Raw genomic sequence first — 17,761 nt, 5'->3', positions numbered from 1 at the left:
GGCGGCGGCCGTGCCTGCCCCGCGCCTGACCACGCTGCTCACCGCGCGGTCCTTCTTCTCGCCGGGCGCGGGCGTGTGCAGCCCCGCGGCGCTGGTGCGGGAGGCGGCGCGGCGCGGCTTTACCGGGCTGGGCCTGACGGACGAGGTGAGCACGGCCGGCAGCGTGGAACTGGTCCGGGCGGGGCAGGCCACAGGGCTGCACACGCCGGTCGGGGCGACGCTGCCAGTCGTGTTCCCGATAGGGGTGTTTCCGGTGACGCTGCTGGCCGGGAACCGCGCGGGCTTCCGGGGCGTGAACGAACTGCTCACGCTCGCCCTGGCCCGGGAGGAGCGGCGCGTGACCCTGCCGGAACTGCTGGAGCACGCCGCGGACGTGTTTCTGCTCACCGGCGGGCGGGACGGGTTCCCGGCGGGCCTGCTGGCGCAGAAGCGGGTGAGCGAGGTGCTGGGCACGCTGGAGACGCTGAGGGCGGCGTTCCCACACCGGCTGTTCGTGAGCCTGTTTCACGGGGGGCAGCCGGGGGACGGGCGGCGCGCGCGGCAGTTGTGGCTGCTGGCGCGGGAGGTGGGCGTCCCGGCGGTGGCGGCCCCGGGGATCGCCATGGCCCACCACCGGCAGTTCCCGCTGCTGGACGCCCTGGCCTGCGCGCGGCTGGGCATCGACGTGCACACGCCGCACGCGCAGCGGCCCCGCAACGACGCGGCGTGCCTGCGCACCCCGGCGGCGTGGGGGCGGGTGCTGCCGTACCCGGACGCGCTGGCGAACGCCGACCGGCTGGCCGCGGAGTGCCGCGTGGAGCTGCTGGGGCAAGGATTCAGCGTGCCCGCGCCCCACGTCCCGGCCGGGCAGTCGCCGCTGGCGTTCCTGCGGGCGCGGTGCGAGGCGGCCCTGCCGGAGCGTTACCCGGCCCCGGAGGGCGCGCGGCGGGCGCGGGCGCAGCTGGAAAAGGAACTGGCGGTGGCGGCCGAACTGAACCTGGCGGGGTTTTTCCTGGTGGCGGCGGAGGTCACGGACTTCTGCCGGGGCGAGGGAATTCTCGCGGCGGGCCGGGGCAGCGCGGCGGGGAGCGTGCTGTGTCACCTGCTGGGCATCACGAACGAGGAACCGCTGCGGCACAACCTGCTGTTCGAACGCTTCCTGCACACCGGCCTGACCAGCATGCCGGACGTGGACATCGACATCGCGTCGCACCGGCGGCGGGAGGTGATCGCCTGGGTGGAGGAGCGCTTCCGCGGCACCGGGAGCGGGGAGGCGATGGTCGCCAACCGCATCACGTACCGCCTGCCGAGCGCGGTGCAGGACCTGGGCCGGGCGCTGGGCGTGCCGCCGGAACTGCGCGACCGGCTGACGCGGGCGCTGGGCCGCGACTTCCGGCATCTCGCGCCGGCGCAGGCGGCCCGGGCGGCGCCGGCCTTCGACGAGGTGCTGGGGTCCGCGCCGGTGAAGGGCACGCTGCTGGAATTGCTGGCGCTGATGGAGGACGGGTTCGTGCGGCACCTCGCGCCGCACTCGGGCGGGGTGGTGCTCAGCGCGCAGCCGCTGACGCAGTTCTCGCCGCTGGTGACCAGTTCCGGCGGGATCCGCATGCTGATGCTGAACAAGGACGACGCCGAGGACGCCGGCCTGATCAAGCTGGACCTGCTGGGGCTGCGGATGCTCGCCGCGCTGGAACGCGCGCGGGAGGAGGTGGTGCGCCTGGGCGGGCCGTACCTGGACTTCGGCGAGATCCAGAACCACGACGACCCGCGCGTGTGGGCGCGGCTGTCGCGTGGGGACACGCTGGGCGTCTTCCAGGTGGAAAGCCCCGGACAGACGCGCCTGAGCACGCAGCTGCGCGCCCGGACCCGCGAGCAGCTGGCGCACCAGATCGCGCTGTTCCGCCCCGGGCCCATCCAGTCGAACACCGTGCACCCGTACGTGCGCCGCGCCCGGGGGCAGGAGCGGGTGCCGGACGTGATGGAGCCCGTGCGCGGCATCCTGGCGCCCACGCACGGCGTGATCCTGTTCCAGGAGCAGATTCTGCGGCTCATCCACCACTTCGCGGGGCTGCCGTGGGCCGAGGCCGAACGGTTCCGCAAGGCGCTGAGCCGCCATCCGCGCGGCCCGGAACGGGAGGCGCTGCGCCAGCGCTTCATGCTGGGCGCCGCCCGCACGCACGGGGCGTTCCCGTTCGAGTCCGAGGAGGTGTTCGAGTGGTGCGCGGCCTTCCAGGGCTTCGGGTTCGCGGAAAGCCACGCGCACGCCTTCGCGTTCCACACGTACGCGAGCGCCTGGGTGCGCGAGCACTGGCCGGCGCCCTTCCTGGCGGGGGTGTTGCAGGAGGCGCCGGGCATGTGGCCGGCCGGGACGCTGGTGCAGGAAGCGGCGCGCTGGGGCGTGCGGATGCTGCCGCTGGACGTGAACCGCTCGCACGTGCGCTACCGCGCCGAGGCGAGGGACGCCGTGCGGGTCCCGCTGGGCGCGGTGCAGGGCGTGAACGAGGCCGACGCGCAGGCCATCGTCCTGGACCGCCACGCCCACGGGCCGTACCTGGATCTCGCGGCCCTGCACGGCCGGGTGCGCCTGAAGCCCGGCACGCTGGACGCCCTGGCCCGCGCAGGTGCCTTCGACGCGCTGCACGCCCGCCGGGAGGCGCTGTACCGCGCGGGCGTGCTGGAACAGGCCCTGCGGCCCGGGGAGGCGCCGCTGCTCTCCCCCGTGCCTGACCCGCCGCCCCTGCCGCCGCTGACCGACGCCGAACGCCTCGCCTGGGACCACGGCACCAAGCGCCTCTCGGAGGGCGGCCTGCATCCCATCGGCCTGCTGCGCGGCGCCCTGAACGACCTGGGCTGCGTGCCGCTCTCGCGGGTGGGACACCGGGTGCAGGTGCGCACTGCGGGCCTGATCGTGGCCCGGCAGCGTCCCCCGACCGCACGCGGGTACGCCTTCTTCGTGCTGGAGGACGGCCCGCACCGCGCGCAGATGGTGATCTCCCCGGACCTGTGGGACGCGCACCGGCAGCTGCTGCGCGACGCCCGCGCCCTGATCGTGGACGCCTACGCCGAACGGGAGGGGCAGGCGGTCACGCTGCGCGCGGTGCGGCTCGCGGCGCTGGACGTGCCGTACCGGGTGCGCGGCTACAGCTACGGGTAGCGCCGGATCGCCCGGGAACCGTGAACGCCCCGGTCATCCGCAGGCGGGCCGGGGCTGGGGAGAATGCCGGCATGTTCATGAATGCGCTGATGGCCTTCATTCCGATCAGCCTGCTGCTCAAGTACGTGTTTCATTCGCCGCCGCTGTGGGTGTTCGCGGCGGCGGTCCTGGCGATCGTGCCGCTGGCCGATTGGCTGCGCCGGGCGACGGAGCATGTGGCGGTACACGCCGGCCCGACGATCGGCGGGCTGCTGAACGTCACGTTCGGGAACATGGCGGAGCTGATCATCGCGATTTTCATCCTGCTGAGCGGGAATGTGGAGGTCGTCAAGGCGCAGATCACGGGGTCGATCATCGGGAACGCGCTGCTGGGGCTGGGGCTGGCGATCGTGGCGGCCGGGCTGGCGCGGGCGCCGCAGCGGTTCAACGCGGCGAACGCGGGGCAGCTCAGCGCCATGCTGTTCCTGACGGTGATCACCCTGACGCTGCCGGCGGTGTTCGATTACACCGAGCAGCTGCCGGGCTTCGCGGCGGAGGCGGGGCAGCGCGGGAACCTGGACGAGAAGCTCAGTCTGGGCGTGGCGGTCATCCTGATCGTGGTGTACCTGCTGAACCTGGTGTACACGCTGGTGACGCACAAGGACGTGTTCGCGCTGGCGGACTCGGACGAGGGCGGGCACGGGCAGCCGGCGCAGCCCTGGTCGCTGCCGCTGAGTCTGGGGGTGCTGCTGGGCGGCACGGCCCTGATCGCCCTGGAGTCCGAGATGCTGTCGGGCGCGCTGGAGGCCACGGCGGGCCAGCTGGGCCTGAGCGAGTTCTTCCTGGGGGTGATCGTGCTGGCGGTCGTGGGGAACTTCGCGGAGTACCTCGCGGCGGTGTACTTCGCGCGGCAGGGGCAGATGGGGCTGGCGGTGAACATCGCCATCGGCGCGACGGTTCAGGTGGCGCTGCTCACGGCGCCGCTGCTGGTGCTGATCGGGTACTTCCTGGGGCACCCGATGAACCTGGTGTTCGGCAGTCCGCTGGAGATCATCGCGATCATCGCGGTGGCGCTGACGGTCACGGCCGTGACGAAGGACGGGGAGACCACGTGGTTCGAGGGGGTGCTGCTGCTGGCGGTGTACGCGGCGCTGGCGCTGGCCTTCTACTTCGTCACGCCGCGCGGCGCGGAGGGGGCGGGCGAGGCGGCGCTGCATCTGGTGCGCGCGCTGGCCGCCTGAGCGGGGGACACGGGCACTGGGGCGCTGGTCTAAGCTGGGGGGATAATGACCACCCCTTCCCCTGCCGTGAACATTCCCGACCTGATCCGCAAGAAACGCGACGGGGGCGAGCACACCCGCGCGGAACTGGAGACGCTGGTGCTCGGGTACACGCGCGGCGAGGTGCCGGACTACCAGATCAGCGCGTGGCTGATGGCGGTGTTCCTGCGCGGCATGACCCCGCAGGAGACCGCGGACCTGACGCTGGTGATGGCCGGCAGCGGCGACGAGATGAACCTGGGGGACCTGCCCCGCACGGTGGACAAGCACTCAACGGGCGGCGTGGGGGACAAGACCAGCCTGATTCTCACGCCGATGCTCTCGGCGCTGGGCCTGACGGTCGCGAAGATGAGCGGTCGGGGGCTGGCGCACACGGGCGGCACCATCGACAAGTTGGAGAGCATTCCGGGCTGGACGCCGGAACTGGAGGAGGACCGGTTCCTGGCGCAGGCGCGCGAGATCGGGCTGAGCCTGGTCGGGCAGAGCAAGGACCTCGCGCCGGCCGACGGGAAGCTGTACGCGCTGCGCGACGTGACTGGCACGGTGGACTGCCTGCCGCTGATCGCCAGCAGCATCATGAGCAAGAAGCTCGCGTCCGGCGCGCACACGGTCGTGCTGGACGTGAAGGTGGGCGCGGGCGCGTTCATGCGCACCCTGGACGACGGGCGGGGTCTGGCGCGGGCGATGGTGGACATCGGCACCCGCGCGGGGCGGCAGGTGCGGGCGGTGCTGACCGACATGGACACCCCGCTGGGGCACATGGCCGGCAACAGCCTGGAGGTGCTGGAGGCGCTGGACACCCTGCGCGGCGAGGGCCCGGAGGACCTGACGGACCTGTGCGTGTCGCTGGCCGCCGAGGCGCTCAGCGCGTACGGCGAGGACGAGCAGGCGGCCCGCGCCCGCGCGGCGCAGACCCTGCAGGACGGCTCGGCCCTGGCGAAGTTCCGGGCGTTCGTGGCCGCGCAGGGCGGCGACCCGACGTTCGTGGACGACCCCGCGAAGTTCGATGTGGCGCCGGGCCGCGCGGAGATCACCGCGCCGGCGGCGGGCTTCGTGCAGAGCATCGACGCGCTGGGCGTGGGGCGCGCAGTGCTGGCGCTGGGCGGCGGCCGGGAACGCAAGGGCGAGGCCATCGATCACGGCGTGGGCGTGGAGGTCCTGAAAAAACCCGGGGACGCCGTGCAGGCGGGCGAGACCGTGATCCGCGTCTACCACCGGGACGGGCGCGGCCTGGAGGTGGCGCGCGGCCTGCTGGAGGCCGGCCTGAGCGTGGGCGCGCAGGCGCCGCAGGCGCAGCCGCTGATTCTGGACCGCGTGAACTGAGCCGCCGCTCAGGGCAGGCGTTTCACGTCACACAGGGCGTCCACGGTTTCCGGGGCGCCCTCGGCGACGATCACGGTCTCGTTCTCGCCGACCATGCCCAGGCAGCGGGCCTGTTCGCGCAGGTACTCGGGCGTGCGGGCGTTCGCCTGGGCTTCTTTCAGGATGCGCACGTCGCGTTCCAGGCCCTGCACGCGGGCCTGCGTGGCGCGGGTCTCCTGCGTCCAGGTCACGGCGCGGTAGGCGCTCTGCGCCAGCTGGAAGCTGAGCTGCACGATGCCCAGGCCGGCCAGCAGGCTGGCGAGCATCATGGTGACGGGCAGCCGCTGCGCCTGGCGCCACACCAGCCGCAGGCCGCGTTCCGGAGCGGGAGGGGGTGGAGGGGCGCCTTCTTCCATACGCGGCCCAGGATAGCGGGCGCACATGAACAGGGGCGCGGGGGGTGGGGCAGCCCCGGGAACTACACTGGGCGGATGAGCGAGACGTCTGCCCCTCCCGCCGCCCCGGACCGGACGCGGATGCCGGACCTGAACTGGTCCGACGCGCACCGCGCGCAGCTTCAGATGCGCTACAGCGACATCGACACCAACCACCACGTGAACAACGGCCGGTACGGCGAGTACCTGGAAAACGCCCGCATTCAGCTGATGCACGACGTGGGCCTGTGGGGCGAGGGCGAGCGCGCCGTGCTGGCCCGCATGGAGATGGATTACGTGCAGGAGATCCGCTGGGGGCAGGCGCTGGTCGTCGAATCCCTGATCGAGAAGATCGGGCGCAGCAGCTGGACGGTCATGGCGCGCATCCTCGCGGACGGGATGCCGTGCGCGTTCGCGAGGACCGTGATCGTGCGCGTGAACGCCGAACACCGCCCGGAACCCATCCCGGACGGCGTGCGCGAGGCGCTGCGGCCCCTGATGGTCCGCGGGTGACCGGGGGCCGCTTCGAGGAGCGGGTGCTGTACCAGGGGGACCCCTGGGTGCGCCTGGACACCCTGCCGCGCCTGCTGGCCGAGGGCTGGCGGCGCACCCTGGCGGAGGGCGGGGTGGTCAGCGTGATCCGCACGCCCTTCCAGTGGGTGATGGCCAGCCCCGTGATCGAGATCGAGACCGGCGGGTACATGGGCGACGTGGGCCTGTACGTGCCCGAGGTGCAGCTGCGCGAGGCGCTGGTCCTGCTCGGCGAGGACCCGGACGGCACGCCGGACCCCTGACGTTCTTTCATCCCTGCGAGGATTTCCCATGACCGACACCCCCACCTCCGCCCTTCCCTCCCCCCTCCCCGGCCCCGTGAGCATCGGCGTGGACATCGGCGGCACCAAGATCGCCTACGGCGTGCTGCACGGGGACCAGTTGCTGTCCCGGCACGTGCATCCCACCCCCGACACCGGCTGGGAAGCGGTGCTGGACGCCGTGGCCGCGCAGGTGCAGGCCCTGCAGCAGGAGCACCCGGACGCCCGGCTGATCGGCGTGGGCGTGCCCGGCCCGCTGAACGCCGAGCGCACCCGCGTGAAGTTCGCGCCGAACATCTACGGGTTCACGGACGTGCCCCTGGTGGACGGCCTGCGTGACCGCCTGCACCAGCGCGTGATCCTGGAAAACGACGCCAAGGCCGCCGCGCTGGCCGAGGCGCACCTGGGCGCGGCGCGCGGCACCGAGAGCAGCGTGTACGTGACGGTCAGCACCGGGATCGGCAGCGGCATCGTCCTGAACGGCCGGCTGTGGCGCGGCCGGCACGGCATCGCCGGGGAGCTGGGGCACATCACCGTGCAGCCCGGCGGGCCGGTCAGCGGCGCCGGCCTGGACGGCGCGCTGGAGGCGGTCGCCAGCGGCACCGCCATCGCCCGGGATGCCAGCTACACCCTGAACCGCGACGTGAGCACCAAGGAAGCCTTCGCGCTGGCCGAGCAGGGCCACCCCGGGGTGCGGCGCGTGGTGCAGCAGGCCATGAAGCACATCGGCGTGGCCCTGGCCGACCTGCAGAAGGTGCTGGACCCGGAGGTGTTCGTGCTGGGCGGCGGGGTCGCCAGCGTCGGGGATTACTTCTTCAGCGGCGTGCAGGCCGCCGCGAACGAGTACGCGGTGGGCTTCGCGCCCGTCACGATCCGCCGCGCCCAGCTGGGCGGGGACGCGGGCGTGGTGGGCGCGGCCCTGGCGGCGCAGCACGGCTGAGGAACCCTGAGGGGCCGGCGGCCCCTCAGCGGGTCAGGCGGTCGTCGCCGGGCGCCACCGCGAACACCCCACCCCACGGCCGGTAGCGGCTGCGGAACACGTCCTGCCGCACGTCGCCCCCGCCGGGGCGCAGCACCTCCCGGACCACGGCCACCGTGGCGCCCGGGGCGGGCATGTCCACGCGCCGCGCCGTGCCGGGCGCCAGGGCCGGATCGGCCAGGAAGGTCGGGGCCGGCGGGGTCACCCGGTCCCGCACGCGGGTGGGCAGCAGTTGCACGCGCCGGCCGTCGGAGCGGCCGAACAGGTGCACGTTCAGCTGCCCGGCCGCCGCGTCCCAGTCGGTCTGGAGGAGGAGCGGGCCGGGCGTGTCGTTGCGCCAGCGCAGGTCCTTGGCGGGAGCGTACACCGCGGCGTCCAGGCCCGGCGCGCCGTAGTAGCCGACCTGCACGGAGTGCGCGTGGCGTTCCGTGATCGGCAGGCCGGCCAGCAGCGCCGCGCGGAAGGCGGTGGTGCTCACCTGACACAGGCCGCCGCCGTCCTCCAGGTTCAGGGTGCCGCCCGTGATCACGTACCCGCGCCGGAACCCGCGGGCGGCGGACACCGGGCCGATCAGGGCGTTGAAGCTCAGTTCCGCGCCGCGCGCCAGCCACTGGCCGTGCAGCCGCGCGGCGCCCACGCGGATGTTGTGCACCCGGAAGTCGGGACTGCCGGTAAACGAGGACGTGCCGGTCGCCAGGTGCGTGAGGCGCTGCGCGGCCGCCCAGCGCACGCTGCGGGCCGGGGCGACCAGCCGCACCGCCACCTGCACGCCCGCGTCCCCGCGTTGCAGCGCGCGGGCGACGCGGGCGTCGGTGAGGGCGCGGTCCACCTGCCAGCCGGTGGTGGCCTGCGCCACCCAGCCGCTCCCCACGCGGCGGAACCGCACGTCCCGCGGCCGGCGCGCCTCGATGGCCCGGTAGGCGCGGTCCAGCACGGGGCGCAGCGCGGCCGGAATGCCCCCTGTCCCGCTCACCCGGGTGCCGGCCGCCTGAGCGCCGAGCGGCAGGGAGCGGTGCAGCACGGGCCGCGTGACCACTCCGCCCCGCAGCACGGGTTCGGGGGCACTCCAGCGCAGGGTGAGCGCGCCGGCCCCGCTGAGGGGACCGGCGGAGCTCAGGGCGGCGGCCAGCAGCGTGCCGGCCAGTGACCGCAGGAGACGCGTCATGCCCGGGGGGTCACTGGGGGGGCAGGATCACGGAATCGATCACGTGGATGACGCCGTTGCTGGCCGCGATATCCGCGCGGGTGACGGTGGCGTCGTTAATCATCACGCGGCCGTTCATGGTGCGGATAGCGATGTCGGCGCCGTTGGCGGTGGTGGCGCTGCTGAGCTTCACGACCTGCCCCGAGGTCACGCGGCCGGGCACCACGTGGTACAGCAGCACGGCGCGCAGCTGGTCCGGGTTGTTCAGCAGGGCGTCCAGGTCCGCCTTGGGCAGCTTCGCGAAGGCGGCGTTGGTCGGCGCAAACACGGTGTACGGGCCGGCGCCGTTCAGGGTGTCCACCAGGCCGGCGGCCTGCACGGCGGTCAGCAGGGTGCTGAAGTTCGGGTCGTTGGCGACGATGGCCGCGATGGTGCGGCCGGACGGCACGGCGCTGCCCCCACCGGCAACGACGGTAGACGGAAGCAGCAGGGCGGCAAGCATCAGCATCTTTTTCATAGTCAACCTCCGCAACACATCAAAGACCCCTCTCTGATGACAGAGAACGGCAACGAAACACTAGATTCACCCGACAGTTCTCGAGGAACAAGGGCATTGTGCGGGGCCTTCAAAAATTTCAACGTACGGCCGCCCACAATGAAAAGAGAGGGTCATTTCCTTCCATCAGGAAGGATCTGAGGCCCGTGCAGCACTGTGAGAAGCACCCGGGCCGGCGGGGGCCGGGCACCGGGTCAGGCCGAGATTCGGTGCTCCCGTTTCAGCTGGAGGCGGACCGGCCGGGCACGGTTTCGGCCGCGCTCACCCACCAGCCCGGGTACCGGACGTGAAGCGCCTGCGCCGCCTGCACCGCCTGTTCATGGGTGGCCGCCAGCGCGAAGCAGGTGCTGCCGCTGCCGCTCATCAGCGGGGAGTGCAGGCCCGCGCCTTCCAGGGCGGCCAGTGCCTCGCCGATCAGGGAATGCCGGGCCACCACGGCCGGCTGCAGGGCGTTGTGGTAGGGCACCGGCTCTCCCGTCCGCAGCGCCTCCGTGATCGCCGCGAGGTCCAGGGGGGGCGTGTACGCGCTGCGCTCGCCCAGCCAGGTGTACGCGTCGCGGGCGCTGACCTCCACGCCAGGGTTCAGCAGCACCAGCGCCGCCGCGGGCAGATCCAGGGCACGCAGGCGCTCCCCGATGCCCTCGGCCAGCGCGGGGCCGCCCAGCAGGAAGAAGGGCACGTCCGCGCCCAGGCGCACGGCGACGGCCGCGAGGTCCACCGGGGCCGGGTACAGCTCATGCAGGGCCAGCAGGGTGGCGGCGGCGTCGCTGCTGCCGCCCCCCAGCCCGGACGCGAGCGGCAGGGTCTTGTGCAGGGTGATGTGCACGCCGCCCGGCTGCCCGGCGGCGTGCAGGTAGTCGCGGGCGGCGCGGTACACCAGGTTCCGCTCGTCAGTGGGCAGGTCTGCGCCCCGCACGGTCAGGTGCAGGTCCGGGGCGGGCGTGAACGTCAGGGCGTCCCCCACGGTCAGGGGCACCATCAGGCTGTGCAGGTCGTGGTACCCGTCAGCGCGGCGCCCGAGGACGCTCAGGCCCAGGTTCACCTTGGCGGGCGCGAAGCGCGTCAGGGCCGGGGTCACCGCGGTCCCCCGGCGTCCCAGGTGGCGGCCAGCGCCGCGGCGAGGTGCAGGTCCCCGGGCGTGGTGACCTTGAAGAGCCGCGCGTCGCCCGGCACCAGCCGCACCTGACCACCGCCGCGGGTGATCAGGCTGGCGTCGTCCGTCACCTGCGTGCCGTCCCGCGCGGCCTGCTCGTGCGCGGCCAGCAGGGCGGCGCGCCGGAACGCCTGCGGCGTCTGCACCGCCCACAGGCCCTCCCGGGCCACCAGCTCGCCCCAGCGGCCCGGCAGTCCCGCGCGGACCAGGGTGTCGGCCACCGGCAGCGCGACCGTGGCGGCGCCCGTCTCGGCCACGGCCTCCAGCAGGTCCAGCACCACGTTCTCCGGCAGGAAGGGCCGGGCGGCGTCGTGAATCAGGACGGTGTCGGCGGCCGTGGCGTGCAGCAGCCGGCGCACGCTCGCCTGCCGGGTGCTCCCGCCCACCACGGCCTGCACGTCCAGCGCGGCCAGGTCGGCCGGCAGGGGCAGGTCCTCAGGCAGGGCGACCAGCACCTCGTCCACCAGGGGGCGCAGGGCGGCCACGCTGCGGGCCAGCAGGCTCCGGCCGGCCACCTCCACGAACGCCTTCGGGCCCAGGCCCAGGCGCGTGCCGGACCCCGCGGCGGGGATCAGGGCCGCCACCCGGCCGGCGCCCAGCAGGCAGGGGGCGCTCACACGGGGCCCCCGGCCGCGCCGTCCCGCCAGCGGCGGAAGCCGGGCACGTCCAGCCCGAACTGGTCCAGCACCCGGGCGGTCACGAAGCGCAGCAGGTCGTTCAGGTCCTCAGGGGCGTGGTAGAAGCCGGGGCTGGCGGTCATCACGGTCGCGCCGGCGTCGTGCGCGGCGAGCAGGTTCACGAGCATGGGCCGCGGCAGCGGGTCTTCCCGGACGACCAGCACCAGCCGCCGGCGTTCTTTCAGGGTGACGTGCGCCGCGCGGGTGATCAGCGTGTCCGTGAAGCCCTGCGCGACCTTGGCGAGCGTGCCGGCGCTGCACGGCAAGAGCACCATGCCGTCGGTGCGGAAGGACCCGCTGGCGATCCCGGCAGCCAAGTCCCGGTCCTCATGCACGTGCGTGGCCAGGGCCGTGAGGTCCGCCAGCTGCGGGCCGCCCCCCTCGGCGGTCATGACGCGCTTGGCGCCGCTGCTCACCACCAGGTGCGTCTCCACACCCAGCTCGCGCAGCAGGCGCAGCAGGTCCGGGACGTACGGCATCCCGCTGCCGCCGGACACGCCCACGACCAGCCGCGGGGGCCTGGCGCCGCTCACGCGCCGCCCTCCCGGTGCGCGCGGCGGCGGCGCTGCACCTCGGCCGTGACCAGCACCGCGGCGTTCAGCAGGTACAGGCCCGCCAGCAGGGTCAGCAGGGCGCCACTCACGGCCGGCCCGGCCGGGTCGGGCAGCGTGGGGAAGCGCAGCAGGCTGCTCAGGGGCAGCAGGGCCGCGATCACGGTCGCCCAGGCGATCAGCAGCACCAGTCCCCAGGCGCCGTCCAGGAACGCGCTGCCCGGAATCAGCCAGCCCAGCACCCGGTACGCCCCGGGGCGACCCAGGTCCGCGTCGGTGGCGGCGCGGGGCAGCAGCAGGCTCAGGAACAGGCTCAGGCCCAGCAGAGCGGTGAGCAGAATCAGCCAGCCCAGCGGGCGCGGCTCGCCGGCCGGGGTGGTCAGGACCGACAGGGGCGCGCGCAGGAAGCGCTCCAGCAGCGTGCCCAGGTCCCCGGTCACGGCCCGCGTGAGGCTGCGCTGGTCCGGGTAGCACAGCCGCGGCTCGCCGGGCCGGTACCCGGCCTGGAAGGTCGTTTCGGGCGTGCGGGGGTTCAGGCCCAGGTTGTACGCCGCGGCCGCGAGGCCCGGCTGAGCGGCCAGCGCGGCGCGATACAGCTCCCGGGCCTGCGGTTCGTCTCCGCGGGTCTGGGCGATCACGCCCAGGTTGTTGCGGGCGCAGGCGTCCGGCAGGGCGCGGGTGTAGCGCTCTCTGGCGGCGCCGTCGTCCCCGTCGAGCTGCGCGGCCAGTCCGGTGAGCAGGAAGGTGTCCGCGCCGGGCTGCAGGTCCAGCGCGCCCAGCTGCGCGCTCACCCACCCGCCGCCGTACGTGCCGGTGGACAGCGCCGCCGAGCGCAGGCCGGCCCCGGCGTCGTTCGACCACTGCCAGCCGATCAGGACCACGAACAGCGCCGCGGCCAGCAGCGCCAGCGCGAAGCGCTGCGGCAGGCTGGCGTACCCCAGCAGGCCCCGCCGGGCGCGGGACAGCGGCCGGGTCAGCCACGCGCGGTACCGGCCGCCCATCGGGCGGGTGTCCTGGCCCTGCTGCCGCCACGCGCGGGCGGCCAGGGTGACGAGCCCGCCAGCCAGGGCGATCACCAGGGCCAGCGCCGCCAGCCGCACCACGTCCCGCACGTCGCGGGTGCCTTCCAGGCCCAGGTTGTACAGGGTGCCGCGGCGCAGGTCGCGGGTGAACTGCCGCCAGTCCTCGGCCTCGCCGGCGCGGCCCTGGGCGTCCAGCAGTTCGGCGTAGCGGGCGTACAGGGCGGGGGCGCCCTCGAAGCGGGGGTGCAGGGTGCGCAGGTGGCGCATCCACACCTCGGCGCGGCCCAGCTTGTTCTGCGTGAGCAGCGTGCCGGCGTAGGCGCTGGGGTTGCCGTAGGCGCCCAGCGCGGCGCGGTTCACCGGGAGTTCCGGGTCGAAGCCGCGGGCGGCGGCGTCCTTGCGGGCGCGGTCCAGGGCGACGTCGGCGGCGCTGGGGAACCCGGCGGCGTCCAGCCGGGCGGCGAGCTGCCCCCAGGCGGGGAAGGGCAGTGTGGTGTCCAGGGCGCGGCGCAGCGCACTCAGGCGGGCATAGGGGTCGCTGTCGGGGGTGCGGGCGGCCTGCCGCAGGGCCAGGAAGGGGTTGGTGGGGTCCTCCTGCGCGGCGCGGTTCAGGTCCGCGGCGGGCACGGCGTCGGCCACGCGGGCCAGCCAGCCGGTCACGGCCGGGTCGGGGGGCGGCACGACGCGTTCCTGCACGGTCAGGCTGTCGCCCTGGCGTTCCAGGGTGAACAGTTCGGCGTACCCGCTGCCCTGCACGCCCACGCGCACGGCGCTGCCCACGGCCTCCAGGCTGGTGACGGTGCCGGTCAGGTCGGCGCGGCCCACGACCTCGCCCGCGGCGGTGTAGGCGTACACGGCGGGTCCCACGCCCAGGTAGGTGGTGCCGCTCACCTCCAGCGGGCCGGTGAGGGTGCCGGCGGCGTCCGGGTAGGTGCGCTGCCACGCGAGGCGGGGGCCGTTCTCGTAGCGCAGGGTGCGGCCTTCGAGCACCGGCACGGCCTGCGCGGGGGCGTGCAGGGCGGCCAGGGTCAGCGGCAGCAGGAAGGACCGGGCGCGGGGGGTCATGCGGGGCGGGGGCTCAGCAGCAGGTGAACGGCGCGCACGGCCATGGCGGCGCCGCCCGCGAGCAGGTCGCTGAGGCCGCCGGTGCGCACGGCGAGGTACAGGCCGAGCGGGACGGCCACGGCGGTCGCGAACGGCACGGCGTTCAGTTTCACGTGCCGCTGCAGCAGCGCGCGGTACAGCGGGATGATCACGGCGGCGACCAGCAGCATGCCCAGCAGCGTCCAGGGGGCCAGGATCAGCAGCGCGCCGATCAGGGGGGCGATACCGCCGCCGCCCCGGAAGCCGAAGAAGGCTGGGTAGCAGTGCCCCAGCGTCACGAACAGCGGCGCGATCCAGGTGAGGTCCGGGGTGAGCCAGCGGGCCAGCAGGGCGGCCAGCACGCCCTTGAGGATGTCGCCGGCGGCGACCAGCAGCGCGGCCTGCAGGCCGTACTGGCGGTAGGTGCCGCTTCCGCCGGGCAGGTCCCGGTCGCGGATGTCGTCGCCGCGCAGGCGGGAGTACAGCACGCCCATCACGAGCGAACCGAGCAGGAAGGAGAGGGCGGCGACCAGCACAGGCATTGCCGTGCATTCTAGGGCGGAATTCCCGGCCGGCGGCGGGGACGCCCGGCCGGGGCGGGCTGGATACACTGCGCGCATGACGCCCCCGGACGCCGCCCGCCCCGCCGAGCCCCTGTCCCGCGCGGAGCTGCGGCGGTACGCGCGGCCGCTCATGGTTCCGGAGTGGCTGGACGCCGGCGCGCAGGAGCGGGTGCGGGCGGCGCGGGTGCTGGTGGTGGGCGCGGGCGGCCTGGGCGGGCCGGTGATCGCGGGGCTGGCCGGGGCGGGCGTGGGGGAACTCGTGATCGCCGACGGGGATACCGTGGACGTCAGCAACCTGCACCGTCAGCTGCTGTACGCCACGTCGGACGTGGGGCGGGGCAAGGCGGCGGTGGCGGCGGCGCGCGCGCAGGCGATCAATCCGTTCGTGCGGGTGCGGACGCTGGGGTTCCTGGACGGCCCGGCGCTGGCGGAGCTGGTGGGGCAGGTGGACGTGGTGGTGGACGCCACCGACAACTTCGAGGCGCGGTACGCGGTCGCGGACGCGTGCATGGCGGCGGACCGGGTGTGGGTGTGGGGCGCGGCGGCCGGCACGACCGGCATGCTGAGCGTGTTCGGGCCCGGGCCGGACGGAGGGCGGCTGGGCCTGCGGGACGTGTTCCCCACGCCGGACGGCGCGGAGTCGTGCGCGGAGGCCGGGGTGCTCGGGCCGGTGCCGAACGTCGTGGGGCACCTGATGGCCCTGGAGGTCCTGAAGGTGTTGGGCGGGGTGGGCCGGACTGCCTGGGGGGAGCTGTGGACCTGGGACGCCCTGGCGGGCCGGGAGCGGCGCCTGCGGCTGCGTGCGCCGGCCGCCACGCCTGGCACGTGAAGCGTTCGTTCATGAACCACATGGGCCTGCGTCACGGAAATTCCGCGTCCTGCTGAGCACTTTCCCGATTCCACGGTGTTTTCAGGGACCCGGATGCGCCTCAGATACCCATGGAAGCGCCTGCCAGCCGGCGTTTTCCGGGGTTGACGTGCGGGGCGCTTGTGTTACTGTGCCTTTGAGCCGACCTGACTGTCACAGGCCATGAAGAACGTGCTGGACTGCGTGTTGCACCCCTCTTCATGCCGCCGGGTCCGTTGGCGATCTGCTCAATTCAGTGACTGGAGGTCCAGCATGGCCAGAGCAAGCAAGCCCGCCGCCACGAAATCCACCGCCACGAATCGCAGCTCCAACGGAAACAGCGGGAACGGGGGGAATGGCGGAAACCGCAGCAACAAGATCGCCAAGACCCAGATGATCGAGATGGTCGCCGACCGCACCAGCCTGAACAAGAAGCAGGCCGGGGACGCCGTCGCCTGCGTCCTGGAAGGCATCGTGACGGCCCTGCAGCAGGGCAAGAGCGTGGGCCTCCCGGGCCTGGGCACCCTGAGCGTCACGCAGACGGCCGCCCGGCAGGGCGTGCGGCCCGGCACCAGCCAGCGCATCACCATTCCCGCGGGGAAGAAGGTCCGCTTCAAGGCGGCCAGCACCCTCAAGGGCACCCTCTAGGGCGCGTCCGTGCCCGCGACCGGGACGGCCCAGGCGGGCGCGTCCCGGTTTTAGTTTTCCTTCATCTCCTGGGTCCAGGCGTGCTTTTGTGATCCGCCGTACCCGGCGGCGCGCAGCGGGCCTCTACGGTGACCGCATGAAACCCGTCATGATTCTCACTGCCTTGGTCCTCGCCGGGACGGCCGCCGCCAAGCCCGTCGTGGTGGGCAGCAAACTCGACCCGGAAGCGCAGATCCTGGGCCAGATGATCGTCCTCACCCTGAAAAACGCCGGACTGGAAGTCACCGACCGCACCAACCTCGGCGACACCGGCGTGAACCGCAAGGCGATCCTGGCCGGTGAGATCGACGTGTACCCCGAGTACACCGGGAATGCCGTGTACCTCTTCCCGCAGGCGAAGATCAGCGCGAAGCAGGCCGGCAACCCGGGCACCATCTACGGCCTGGCCCGGCAGCTGGACTCCAAGAACGGCATCACTTGGCTCAAGCCCGCGAACGTGAACAACACCTGGGTGATCGCCGTGCCGCAGCAGCTCGCGCAAAGCGCGAAGCTCAGCACCGTGGCGGACCTCGCGCGGTACCTCAAGGCCGGCGGGAAGTTCAAGATCGCGGGCAGCCCGGAGTTCTTCAACCGCCCGGACACCATGCCCGCTTTCGAGCAGGTGTACGGCTTCAAGCTCTCGGCCGCGCAGAAACTCGTGCTGGCCGGTGCGACCCCCCCGCAGACGCAGCAGGCCGCGGCCAACGGCACGAACGGCGTGAACGCCGCGATGGCCTACGGCACGGACGGCAGCCTCGCGGCGCTGAAGATGGTGGCCCTGAAGGACCCCAAGGGCGCGCAGGCGGTGTACCAGCCCGCCCCGATCATCCGCACCGCGACCCTCAAGGCCAACCCGCAGATTGAGGCGCTGCTGAACAAGACCTTCGCCACGCTGAGCCAGGCGACGCTGCAGGGCCTGAACGCCAAGGTGGCGCTGGAGGGCCGCACCGCGCAGAGCGTCGCGCAGGAGTACCTGAAGAGCAAGGGCCTGATCCGCTGAGTGCGGCCCGCCCCCGTCGCCCCGGCGCCTGAGGCGCGTCGCGCGTCTCCCCCACCGGCCCTGCGGGGGGACGTGCAGGCCGTGTTCTGGCTGGCCGCCGCACCCATGCTGGCCGGCGCGCTGCTGCCCTGGGTAACGCTGCGCCCCAACCGCCTGGCCCCCGGGGAAACACTGGGGGTACCTGTGGCGATGGCGGCCGGGCTGGTGATGCTGGCCCTGTTGCCCGCCCTGGCGGCCCGCCGCCGGCCGGCCTGGACGGGCCTGCTGGCGGCGCTGGCCGTCACGGCGGCCTTCGGTGTGCTGGGCGCACGGACCCACGCGGCCCTGGCCGGGCAGGCCGAGTTCGCCCGGGCCAGCGCGTCCTCCGGCTTCTGGCTGTTCCTGCCCGGCGCCCTGACCGCCGCGTACGGCGCCGGCCTTGCGGCGCCCCGGACGCGGTGGACATCGTGGCTGTGGCTGCCTGCCCTGCTGGCCCTGGCGCTGGGGGGAACACTGAGCGGCTGGTCGGTGCTTGTCGAGGCCCGCAACGAGGGGCCCCGCTGGGGGCAGGAACTGCTCA

The 17,761-nt window shown here is 73.7% G+C and carries 18 protein-coding genes (1 of these 18 cut by a window edge); 10 read left to right on the top strand and 8 right to left on the bottom strand.

Going from position 1 to position 17,761, the window contains the following annotated elements; translation table 11 throughout:
• Positions 1–10: 10 nt before the first annotated feature.
• The 3 genes from dnaE (at position 11) to DFI_RS00215 (ending at position 5,715) form a co-directional block, all read left to right on the top strand.
• On the top strand, positions 11–3,133 hold the full coding sequence (gene dnaE, locus DFI_RS00225; RefSeq protein WP_043778329.1) for a DNA polymerase III subunit alpha: 3,123 nt from the start codon (positions 11–13) through the stop codon (positions 3,131–3,133).
• Between the two features lie 71 nt (positions 3,134–3,204).
• Positions 3,205–4,353 (top strand): calcium/proton exchanger, encoded by a 1,149-nt coding sequence (gene cax / locus DFI_RS00220; protein ID WP_027463210.1) that lies wholly within the window; start codon positions 3,205–3,207, stop codon positions 4,351–4,353.
• 45 nt (positions 4,354–4,398) lie between these two features.
• Positions 4,399–5,715, top strand: coding sequence for a thymidine phosphorylase (locus DFI_RS00215; RefSeq protein ID WP_027463209.1), 1,317 nt, complete (start codon positions 4,399–4,401; stop codon positions 5,713–5,715).
• Between the two features lie 8 nt (positions 5,716–5,723).
• On the opposite strand, the gene DFI_RS00210 is transcribed toward DFI_RS00215, so the two are convergent.
• Positions 5,724–6,110: a septum formation initiator family protein gene (locus DFI_RS00210; RefSeq protein ID WP_022800710.1), complete on the bottom strand. Its 387-nt coding sequence runs from the start codon at positions 6,108–6,110 to the stop codon at positions 5,724–5,726.
• 75 nt (positions 6,111–6,185) lie between these two features.
• Here DFI_RS00210 and DFI_RS00205 point away from each other — a divergent pair, with 75 nt between their 5' ends.
• Genes DFI_RS00205 through DFI_RS00195 form a run of 3 tightly spaced genes read left to right on the top strand, consistent with a single transcriptional unit; the run spans position 6,186 to position 7,880 of the window.
• Complete coding sequence (locus tag DFI_RS00205; protein WP_027463208.1) at positions 6,186–6,641, top strand: acyl-CoA thioesterase; 456 nt, start codon at positions 6,186–6,188, stop codon at positions 6,639–6,641.
• Complete coding sequence (locus DFI_RS00200) at positions 6,638–6,922, top strand: hypothetical protein (RefSeq protein ID WP_027463207.1); 285 nt, start codon at positions 6,638–6,640, stop codon at positions 6,920–6,922. Before DFI_RS00205 ends, DFI_RS00200 begins: the two co-directional genes overlap by 4 nt.
• 28 nt (positions 6,923–6,950) lie before the next feature.
• The gene (locus tag DFI_RS00195; protein ID WP_022800713.1) at positions 6,951–7,880 is read left to right on the top strand and encodes an ROK family protein; all 930 of its coding nucleotides are present in this window, start codon (positions 6,951–6,953) and stop codon (positions 7,878–7,880) included.
• Positions 7,881–7,905: 25 nt separating this feature from the next.
• On the opposite strand, the gene DFI_RS00190 is transcribed toward DFI_RS00195, so the two are convergent.
• From DFI_RS00190 to DFI_RS00160, 7 genes are all read right to left on the bottom strand, one after another.
• On the bottom strand, positions 7,906–9,084 hold the full coding sequence (locus DFI_RS00190) for a VanW family protein (protein WP_027463206.1): 1,179 nt from the start codon (positions 9,082–9,084) through the stop codon (positions 7,906–7,908).
• A 10-nt stretch (positions 9,085–9,094) separates the two neighbouring features.
• A complete protein-coding gene (locus DFI_RS00185) occupies positions 9,095–9,580 on the bottom strand; it encodes a fasciclin domain-containing protein (RefSeq protein WP_022800715.1) in 486 nt (161 codons plus the stop codon).
• A 259-nt stretch (positions 9,581–9,839) separates the two neighbouring features.
• On the bottom strand, positions 9,840–10,697 hold the full coding sequence (locus tag DFI_RS00180; RefSeq protein ID WP_027463205.1) for a 4-(cytidine 5'-diphospho)-2-C-methyl-D-erythritol kinase: 858 nt from the start codon (positions 10,695–10,697) through the stop codon (positions 9,840–9,842).
• Entirely contained in the window at positions 10,694–11,389 is a 696-nt protein-coding gene (gene ispD / locus DFI_RS00175) for a 2-C-methyl-D-erythritol 4-phosphate cytidylyltransferase (RefSeq protein ID WP_027463204.1), read from the bottom strand. Before ispD ends, DFI_RS00180 begins: the two co-directional genes overlap by 4 nt.
• Positions 11,386–11,928: a UbiX family flavin prenyltransferase gene (locus tag DFI_RS00170; protein ID WP_051307903.1), complete on the bottom strand. Its 543-nt coding sequence runs from the start codon at positions 11,926–11,928 to the stop codon at positions 11,386–11,388. Before DFI_RS00170 ends, ispD begins: the two co-directional genes overlap by 4 nt.
• Before the next feature lie 50 nt (positions 11,929–11,978).
• Complete coding sequence (locus tag DFI_RS00165) at positions 11,979–14,087, bottom strand: hypothetical protein (protein WP_027463202.1); 2,109 nt, start codon at positions 14,085–14,087, stop codon at positions 11,979–11,981.
• On the bottom strand, positions 14,084–14,647 hold the full coding sequence (locus DFI_RS00160; protein ID WP_027463201.1) for a glycerol-3-phosphate acyltransferase: 564 nt from the start codon (positions 14,645–14,647) through the stop codon (positions 14,084–14,086). The genes DFI_RS00165 and DFI_RS00160 overlap by 4 nt, the downstream gene beginning before the upstream one ends.
• 76 nt (positions 14,648–14,723) lie before the next feature.
• Between DFI_RS00160 and DFI_RS00155 the strand changes: the two genes are divergently transcribed.
• The 4 genes from DFI_RS00155 to DFI_RS00140 form a co-directional block, all read left to right on the top strand.
• Positions 14,724–15,497, top strand: coding sequence for a HesA/MoeB/ThiF family protein (locus DFI_RS00155; RefSeq protein ID WP_027463200.1), 774 nt, complete (start codon positions 14,724–14,726; stop codon positions 15,495–15,497).
• Between the two features lie 291 nt (positions 15,498–15,788).
• The gene (locus DFI_RS00150; RefSeq protein ID WP_022800722.1) at positions 15,789–16,163 is read left to right on the top strand and encodes an HU family DNA-binding protein; all 375 of its coding nucleotides are present in this window, start codon (positions 15,789–15,791) and stop codon (positions 16,161–16,163) included.
• A 136-nt stretch (positions 16,164–16,299) separates the two neighbouring features.
• Positions 16,300–17,202 (top strand): ABC transporter substrate-binding protein, encoded by a 903-nt coding sequence (locus tag DFI_RS00145; RefSeq protein ID WP_027463199.1) that lies wholly within the window; start codon positions 16,300–16,302, stop codon positions 17,200–17,202.
• 72 nt (positions 17,203–17,274) lie between these two features.
• Positions 17,275–17,761: the beginning of an ABC transporter permease gene (locus DFI_RS00140; RefSeq protein ID WP_244940283.1), read on the top strand. 656 nt of this gene lie beyond the right edge of the window; the window shows 487 of its 1,143 coding nt (coding positions 1–487); the start codon lies at positions 17,275–17,277; its stop codon lies off the right edge, out of view.

The sequence above is a fragment of the Deinococcus ficus genome (genome assembly GCF_003444775.1).
Lineage (GTDB): Bacteria > Deinococcota > Deinococci > Deinococcales > Deinococcaceae > Deinococcus > Deinococcus ficus.
The sequence above is the reverse complement of the archived record's forward strand: the minus strand, read 5'-3'. Positions and strand labels throughout refer to the sequence as shown.

What these genes read in the sequence shown, in the direction of transcription:
- cax (WP_027463210.1), top strand. Translation starts at nt 3,205, where the DNA reads ATGTTCATGAATGCGCTGATGGCCTTCATTCCGATCAGCCTGCTGCTC.
- DFI_RS00215 (WP_027463209.1), top strand. Translation starts at nt 4,399, where the DNA reads ATGACCACCCCTTCCCCTGCCGTGAACATTCCCGACCTGATCCGCAAG.
- DFI_RS00210 (WP_022800710.1), bottom strand. Translation starts at nt 6,110, where the DNA reads ATGGAAGAAGGCGCCCCTCCACCCCCTCCCGCTCCGGAACGCGGCCTG.
- DFI_RS00205 (WP_027463208.1), top strand. Translation starts at nt 6,186, where the DNA reads ATGAGCGAGACGTCTGCCCCTCCCGCCGCCCCGGACCGGACGCGGATG.
- DFI_RS00195 (WP_022800713.1), top strand. Translation starts at nt 6,951, where the DNA reads ATGACCGACACCCCCACCTCCGCCCTTCCCTCCCCCCTCCCCGGCCCC.
- DFI_RS00190 (WP_027463206.1), bottom strand. Translation starts at nt 9,084, where the DNA reads ATGACGCGTCTCCTGCGGTCACTGGCCGGCACGCTGCTGGCCGCCGCC.
- DFI_RS00185 (WP_022800715.1), bottom strand. Translation starts at nt 9,580, where the DNA reads ATGAAAAAGATGCTGATGCTTGCCGCCCTGCTGCTTCCGTCTACCGTC.
- DFI_RS00170 (WP_051307903.1), bottom strand. Translation starts at nt 11,928, where the DNA reads ATGCCGTACGTCCCGGACCTGCTGCGCCTGCTGCGCGAGCTGGGTGTG.
- DFI_RS00165 (WP_027463202.1), bottom strand. Translation starts at nt 14,087, where the DNA reads ATGACCCCCCGCGCCCGGTCCTTCCTGCTGCCGCTGACCCTGGCCGCC.
- DFI_RS00160 (WP_027463201.1), bottom strand. Translation starts at nt 14,647, where the DNA reads ATGCCTGTGCTGGTCGCCGCCCTCTCCTTCCTGCTCGGTTCGCTCGTG.
- DFI_RS00155 (WP_027463200.1), top strand. Translation starts at nt 14,724, where the DNA reads ATGACGCCCCCGGACGCCGCCCGCCCCGCCGAGCCCCTGTCCCGCGCG.
- DFI_RS00150 (WP_022800722.1), top strand. Translation starts at nt 15,789, where the DNA reads ATGGCCAGAGCAAGCAAGCCCGCCGCCACGAAATCCACCGCCACGAAT.
- DFI_RS00145 (WP_027463199.1), top strand. Translation starts at nt 16,300, where the DNA reads ATGAAACCCGTCATGATTCTCACTGCCTTGGTCCTCGCCGGGACGGCC.